The organism is Lonsdalea britannica, assembly GCF_946477055.1.
Lineage (GTDB): Bacteria > Pseudomonadota > Gammaproteobacteria > Enterobacterales > Enterobacteriaceae > Lonsdalea > Lonsdalea britannica_A.
This window is the reverse complement of record NZ_CAMKXG010000201.1, coordinates 1-6,549: the sequence shown is the minus strand read 5'-3', so window position 1 is coordinate 6,549 and position 6,549 is coordinate 1. Positions and strand designations below refer to the sequence as shown.

Annotated in this window: 4 protein-coding genes; 1 reads left to right on the top strand and 3 read right to left on the bottom strand. The window is 53.4% G+C overall.

Annotation, left to right across the window (positions count from 1 at the left end):
- Window positions 1-2 precede the first annotated feature (2 nt).
- The 3 genes from Q7O77_RS12955 to Q7O77_RS12945 all read right to left on the bottom strand — a co-directional run bounded on the left by Q7O77_RS12955 (window position 3) and on the right by Q7O77_RS12945 (window position 4,960).
- Window positions 3-1,367, bottom strand: coding sequence for an HlyD family type I secretion periplasmic adaptor subunit (locus Q7O77_RS12955; protein WP_304167975.1), 1,365 nt, complete (start codon window positions 1,365-1,367; stop codon window positions 3-5).
- Entirely contained in the window at window positions 1,354-3,537 is a 2,184-nt protein-coding gene (locus tag Q7O77_RS12950; protein ID WP_304167978.1) for a type I secretion system permease/ATPase, read from the bottom strand. Before Q7O77_RS12950 ends, Q7O77_RS12955 begins: the two co-directional genes overlap by 14 nt.
- A 70-nt stretch (window positions 3,538-3,607) precedes the next feature.
- Window positions 3,608-4,960, bottom strand: a complete 1,353-nt coding sequence (locus Q7O77_RS12945; protein ID WP_304167972.1) for a TolC family outer membrane protein — start codon at window positions 4,958-4,960, stop codon at window positions 3,608-3,610.
- A gap of 372 nt (window positions 4,961-5,332) precedes the next feature.
- Here Q7O77_RS12945 and Q7O77_RS12940 point away from each other — a divergent pair.
- A partial coding sequence (locus Q7O77_RS12940; RefSeq protein WP_304167969.1) for a retention module-containing protein occupies window positions 5,333-6,549 on the top strand: 1,217 nt, incomplete at its 3' end.

Sequence of the window (6,549 nt, the reverse complement as noted above, 5' to 3'; positions counted from 1 at the left end):
GATTACCTCTCCCGCAGGGCTTCAGCTTTAGCGCGCAGGATGGGTTTGAGCAGATAACGCAGTATGGTTTTCTTACCGGTCATGATATCGACGGTCGCGACCATACCCGGGATCACCAGCAGCGGTTTGTCTTCGTTGCCCAGATGATTTTTCTCGGTACGCAGGCGGATCACATAATAGCTGTGCCCCTCTTTATCCGTCACGGTATCCGGGCTGATTTGCTCGAGTTGTCCTTTCAATCCGCCATAAATGGTGTAGTCGTAGGCGGTAAATTTGATCACTGCCTGCTGACCGGGATGCAAAAAGGCAATGTCCTGCGGACGAATGCGGGCTTCAATCAGCAGGCTGTCGTCCAACGGTACGATTTCAACCAGATCGTTGCCCGGCTGAATCACGCCGCCGATTGTATTTACCAGAATCTGCTGCACGATGCCGCGGACGGGAGACACTACCAACGTACGGTTGACTCGGTCTTCCAGCGCCTTGCCCGTTGCCGCAATCTTGTTGAGATTGGTCTGCGCTTCGTTCAACTGCGACAGGGCTTCGCTTTTATAGCGGCCGTGAGTCTCTTCGATTTTGTTATCGATTTCCTTTAATGCCGCCTCGGCGCGTGGAATCGACAGTGATACCGAATCCATTTGGCCGCGAGTTTCGACCTCTGAACGACGCAGACGAAGAATTTCGACCTTCGAGATAGCGCCTTCTTTAATCAACGGCTCGGACATTCTGATTTCTTGCTGCAGCAAGCTCAGGCTGTTGCGGTACTGCTCTTGTCGTGAAACATAATCACGCAGTTCTTGGCGTCGTTGCACCAACTGCTCTTTCAGGCCGGAAATTTCGTTGTTGAACTGTCGCTTGCGGTTGTTATAGAGATCTCGCTCGCCGGTCGCGACAGTGGGAGCCTGCTTTTCCACCTCGGCGGGCAGCGTGAACGGCGTGTCGTTGATTTCAGCATTCAGACGCGCGATGCGGGCGATCAGAGACAGTCTGTCCGCCTCGGTTTCACCGACGTTGGAGGCAAAACGGGTGTCGTCCAAACGCAACAGCGGTTCGCCTGCCTTAACGATCTGCCCTTCATGCACGAAGATCTCGCTGACGATACCACCCTCGAGGTTCTGAATTTTCTGCAGTCGGGTCGAAGGAATCGCTTTCCCTTCGCCGTGTGTCACCTCGTCGATTTCGGCGAAAGCGGCCCACAGCAGGAAAAAGCCGATACAGCCCAGAATCACCCACAGGGTGACGCGAATGATGCGGGGCGCATCCTCCACCATGGCCTGGCTGACTTCGGGCATGGTCTGCGCGTCACTGTTTTTACGAGAGGCCTGAAAATAGGCCAGTATTTTTTTAGTGCTTTCAACGAGACGCATTGATCTGCCCCTTCTTTAATGCATCCATCACGATGGCTTTCGGACCGTCGGCAATAATGCGGCCTTTATCCATAATGACCAGGCGGTCAACCAGCGACAGCATGGATACGCGGTGCGTCACCAGTAGCAGCGTCTTGTTGATCAATGCGGACTGCAGTGCCTGTTTGAGGCGATCTTCGTTGCTGTTATCCATCGCGCTGGTAGGTTCATCCATGACCAGAATCGGCGGCTCCAGCAACAGCGCTCGTGCAATGGCTACGGCCTGACGTTGGCCGCCCGAAAGCTGTAAACCTCGCTCGCCGACCTGCAGGTTATACCCGTCGGGATGAAGTCGGGCGAACTCGCTGACGCCAGCGATGTCGGCCGCGCGCAGCATGGCTTCGTCTTCCACATAGCGTGCGCCGCAAATCAGGTTATCGCGCAGAGAGCCGCTGAACAGCTGGATATCCTGCGGAACATAACCGATGTTATGGCGCAGATCGCTGACGTCCAACTGCCGCGAGTCGACCCCATCGATCAGCAGATTACCGCTGGTCGGTTGGTAGAGGTTGACGAGTAATTTTTCCAGCGAGCTTTTGCCTGACCCGGTCCGTCCAATGATGCCGACTTTCTCACCTGGCTGAATCGTCAGGTTGATGTTCGACAGGGAACGCATCTTCTGTTCCGGGTAATTGAAGGTGACATCGCGAAACTCAATGCCGCCGATGATGCTTTCGCGTTTCAGCGGGCGCTCGTCTTCCTTGCGCTCCTGCGGCAGCTCCATCATTTGCTCGGTTGTCACCATCGTCAGTTTGGCCTGCTGATAGCGGGTGACCAGACCGGAGATCTGTCCCAGCGGAATCAAGGCGCGTCCGTTGAGCATGTAGCAGGCGATGAGCGCACCCATACTCAGTTTGCCGTCGATCAGCAGATAAACGCCGACGACGATCATGATGACGCCCGCGAGCTGCTGGAACCACTGTGTCAGATTGACCGCCAGAGAGGAGAGCGTTTTCGCGCGCATTTCCAGACGGCTGAGGCTGCCGATTGTTTGCTCCCACTGATGCTGACGCTCGCTTTCCGCGTTATTGACCTTAATTGCATCAAGCCCGGTCAGCGTTTCGATCAACGTCGCCTGACGTTCGCTCGCCAGATGCAGCGATTTTTCAATCGTCGAGGTCAGCGGTTTTTGCAGCGCCCAGCTCACCAGCAACGCCAGCGGGAAGGCGAGGATAGGGATCCACACCAGCGGGCCGCCGATGATGCCAATGACCAGCAACAGCAGCAGCGTAAAGGGAAAATCGATCAGCGTGGTCAGCGTCAACGAGGACAGAAAGTCCCGCAGCAGCTGAAATTCATGAATATTCTGCGCGAAGCTGCCGACGCGGGCGGGGCGCGCTTTCATCGCCATGCCGGTGATGCGTTCAAACAGCGTGGCGGAAAGGATAAGGTCGGTTTTTTTACCCGCGATATCCAGACAGATACTGCGGAGTGTTCGCAATATCAGATCAAAAAAGAAAGCGCCGCTGACGCCGAGGGCGAGGACCCATAGCGTTGACGTCGCCTGGTTGGGCACCACGCGGTCATAAACGTTCATCACGAACAAGGGAGTGGCGAGCGCGATGATGTTGATGAGCAGGCTGGCGAGAATCGCGTCCATATACAGGAAGCGGGACAGCTTCAGCGTGTCCTTGAACCAGGATTTTGTACGCGGGATCAACGAGGTTTGCTGCAGATCGAACGAATGTCGAGGCTGCGCGAACATCACTAGTCCCAAATAGTTTTGCTGCAAGGTACTGTGTTCGACGACAATCTCGCCGCCCTCGGTTTCGCTGGGCATGATTCGAGCGCTGCCGTCACTGTTCCAACCTAGCAGAATGGCGGAACGGCCTTCTCGCATCAGCAGCATCGCGGGCAGCGACATACCGGAGATCGCATTCAGCGGTCGTTTCAGTACGCGGGCCTGCAGTCCTGCCCGCGCCGCGGCACGCGGCAACAGTTCAACAGTCAGTCTTTGCTCTGCGAGCGGCAATCCGGCGGTCAGCGTGGTACGGCTGGCGGTTTTGCCCTGAAGTTTGCAAAGGATCAACAGGCTATCAAGCAGGGGGTCATCGTGACGATTGCGAGGATCGTGGTTTACGGAAGCGGCAGCGGCGTCGGTGCTGCCTGGTGGTTGTTCATGCTGTGGCATCATTAACCAAACATTCCTTAACTAAGAATGCCTTTTCCGCGGACGGAAAAGGCATAGGCTGACTGAAACATTATTGTAAGTCAGGCAGATCTACCTGCGTATTGACAGCGCTCAGGCTCTGACCTGCGGATGGCGCAGGAATAGACAGGCTGTTCAATAGGTCGCCCATACGGGCTTTCAGTCGATATTGGCTGTACAGCGACAGGAAACGAATCTCAACCATTCTGCGTTGTGCGGTAAAGCGTTCGTTTTCACTATCCAGCACGTCCAGCAGGGTGCGTTCGCCCAGACTAAATTGCTTCTGGTAGGCGTCGCGCACGCGGCGGCTGCGTTCTGCATATTCTTGTGCGATAGGCAGCTGCTGGCGCGCATTATTCATCGCGGACCAGGAAAGACGCAACTCTTCATTCAGCTGACGCAACGTGTTGTTACGAACATCTTCCGCTTCTTTGACCTGGAAAGCTTTCGATTCCAGCGTCGCTTTGGTACTGCCGCCTTCATATAAGTTATAGCGCATACGTAGCATGGCTTGCCATTCGTTGTATTTACCGCGCGTACCGTCGACATTTTCGTCTAACGTGCGGGCAAGCTCAACGTTGAATTTGGGATAGAAACCGGATTTTTGAGCTTCGTACTGCTTTCTGGTCGCTTCGATATCCGACTCGGCAGACTTCAGAATCGGGCTATTCGCCACCATGACGCGCTTCGCATCGACCAGCGTGGCGGGAACGTTCAGCAAATCGTTGCTCGGGAGCTGCAGGCCGACGGGCTCTTTACCTACGACGCTGAAATAGTTACTTTCCGCATCGGTCAGGTTGGTTTGTTCGGTCAGCACATTGTTACGCGCCTGCGCGACACGGGCTTCGGCCTGTTCCAGGTCGGCAAGACGGCCCACTCCCTGTTCGGAGCGCAGTTTAATTTGATCGTAAATGCGTTGGTTCGTGCTCAGGTTTTCCTCAGCCAGACGCAAAAATTCGTGACGCTGCAATACGTCGAGGTAGGCCTGGACTGCATCGAGCGCGCGAGCCTCGCTGGTATTCAGCGTTTTGTAAGCTCTGGAATTGACGGTCGCTTTTTGCTGAGCAACGGTATTCGACGTCTCGAAACCGTCAAAGACCCTCTGACTAAGGTTGATTGATGTTTCTCGACGCGTAAGAATGTCGTTGTTACTGTTCTGAGCGCGAGTGGAAGGGGTGTCGAGGTTCTCTTTACCGATACCGGCGTTAAGAGAAATACTCGGTAGATAGCCCCCCTGGGCGGCACGCACATTACTCTCCGCTGAATGGCGACTGTTACTTGCCGCACTTATTTCAGGGTGAGTATTTAGCGTGTTTTCAATTGCATCTTTTAACGTATCTGCAAATGAAATAGGGGAAACCGTGATTAATAAAAGTAAAGAAACAAATGGATTTTTACGCTTCATATAACGCTTTTTCCTGAATGCCATTAATAATGAGTTATTTCTTTTTCAATAATGACTAAAGGAACTAACAATCCATTAAATAAATGATAGCTGTCAATCCATTAGCCGCTTATCGAAAAAATTGGCGCATTACCGCAAATTCTTTGCTCTAATCGAGTAAAATTTTTGGTAAGAATGTTCCAAATTTTTTATTATATTAGGGGCTGAGTCAAGTCATTGACGTCAGCTAAATACTTTCAGGTGCAATAATAAAGTAATAACAAGAGATTGAAATCATCCTTTAAAGCCTGAGTTATAAAGAGGCTTTACATATAAATTTAATCGGTTTTTTCATTCGATGGTTTCCATCGAAAATATTGAGGAGATGCTATTGTGAGTAGCGTTATCGGTACCATCAAGTTTGTTATCGGACAAGTATTTGTCGTAGCGCAGGATGGTACTCAACGTCAGGTATCTGCTGGCGACCATATCTATCGCGGCGAGCAAGTGGCCACAGGCAATGCTGGCGCCGTTTCAATTTCACTGCCGGATGGACGGACTCTGGATTTGGGACGCGATAGCCAGTGGAGCGAGTCTCAGAACATGGGGACGACCACAGAGCATCGTGCGGCAGAGACACAAGATGTCGCTGACGTTCAGGAGGCTATCGCGAAGGGTCTGGACCCGACGCAGTCACTTGAGGCTACCGCTGCAGGCAACCAAGCCAGTACTGACATTGGTGAAGCCGGCGAGGGCGGCGGTCATCGTGAGAACGTCGTACTGGACCTGACAGGCAACGTGGTGGATCCGACTTCTGGTTACGAGACCGGAACGCTAACTTCTGCATCAGATGTTTCTTCCGAAGACACTTCCGGCGGCCGTCTCAGTTCAGATTTGCCGACTGATTCTTCTTCTGAAGCGGCTTCTGCCGATACAACGGCTCCTGCGCTCGTCATTTCCTTCGCAGAAGATGGAAAGGTCGAGTTCAAATTTTCGGAAACGCCTAAAGATTTCGACCTGACGGATATCACCGTTGATCATGGCACTATTACCGGCCTGACTCCGGACCCTAACGATCCGACTCACTGGGTTGCGATTTTGACGCCGGAAAGCGACTACGAAGGTCCGGTGTCCGTCACCGTGCCTGACGGAAGCTATACGGATAACGCCGGTAACCCCGGTCAGGGTTCTCAAGGTTCCGTAACGGTTGATACTCTGGCGCCGGAAGCGACGATCACCATCGACCCGATCACGTCTGACGACCGCGTTAATTTGGCGGAATCTGGCGAGACGCAGACCATCACCGGCCGTGTCGGCGGTGAAGTGAAAATCGGCGACACCGTCACGGTGACTATCGGTGGAAACACCTACAGAACTTCTGTGGTTGACGATGACGATGGCAACAACGTCTGGAGCGTGGATGTCGCGGGCAGCACGCTGGCTGATAATTCGCAGATCCATGCTGAAGTCATTACCACCGATGATGCGGGCAACCTGACTACGGCAACCGCCGATCGCGGTTACATCGTTGACCTTATTGCACCGGAAGCCAGTATCACTATTGATAATGTCACCGGTGATAACACCATCAACATCACCGAAGCGGGTCA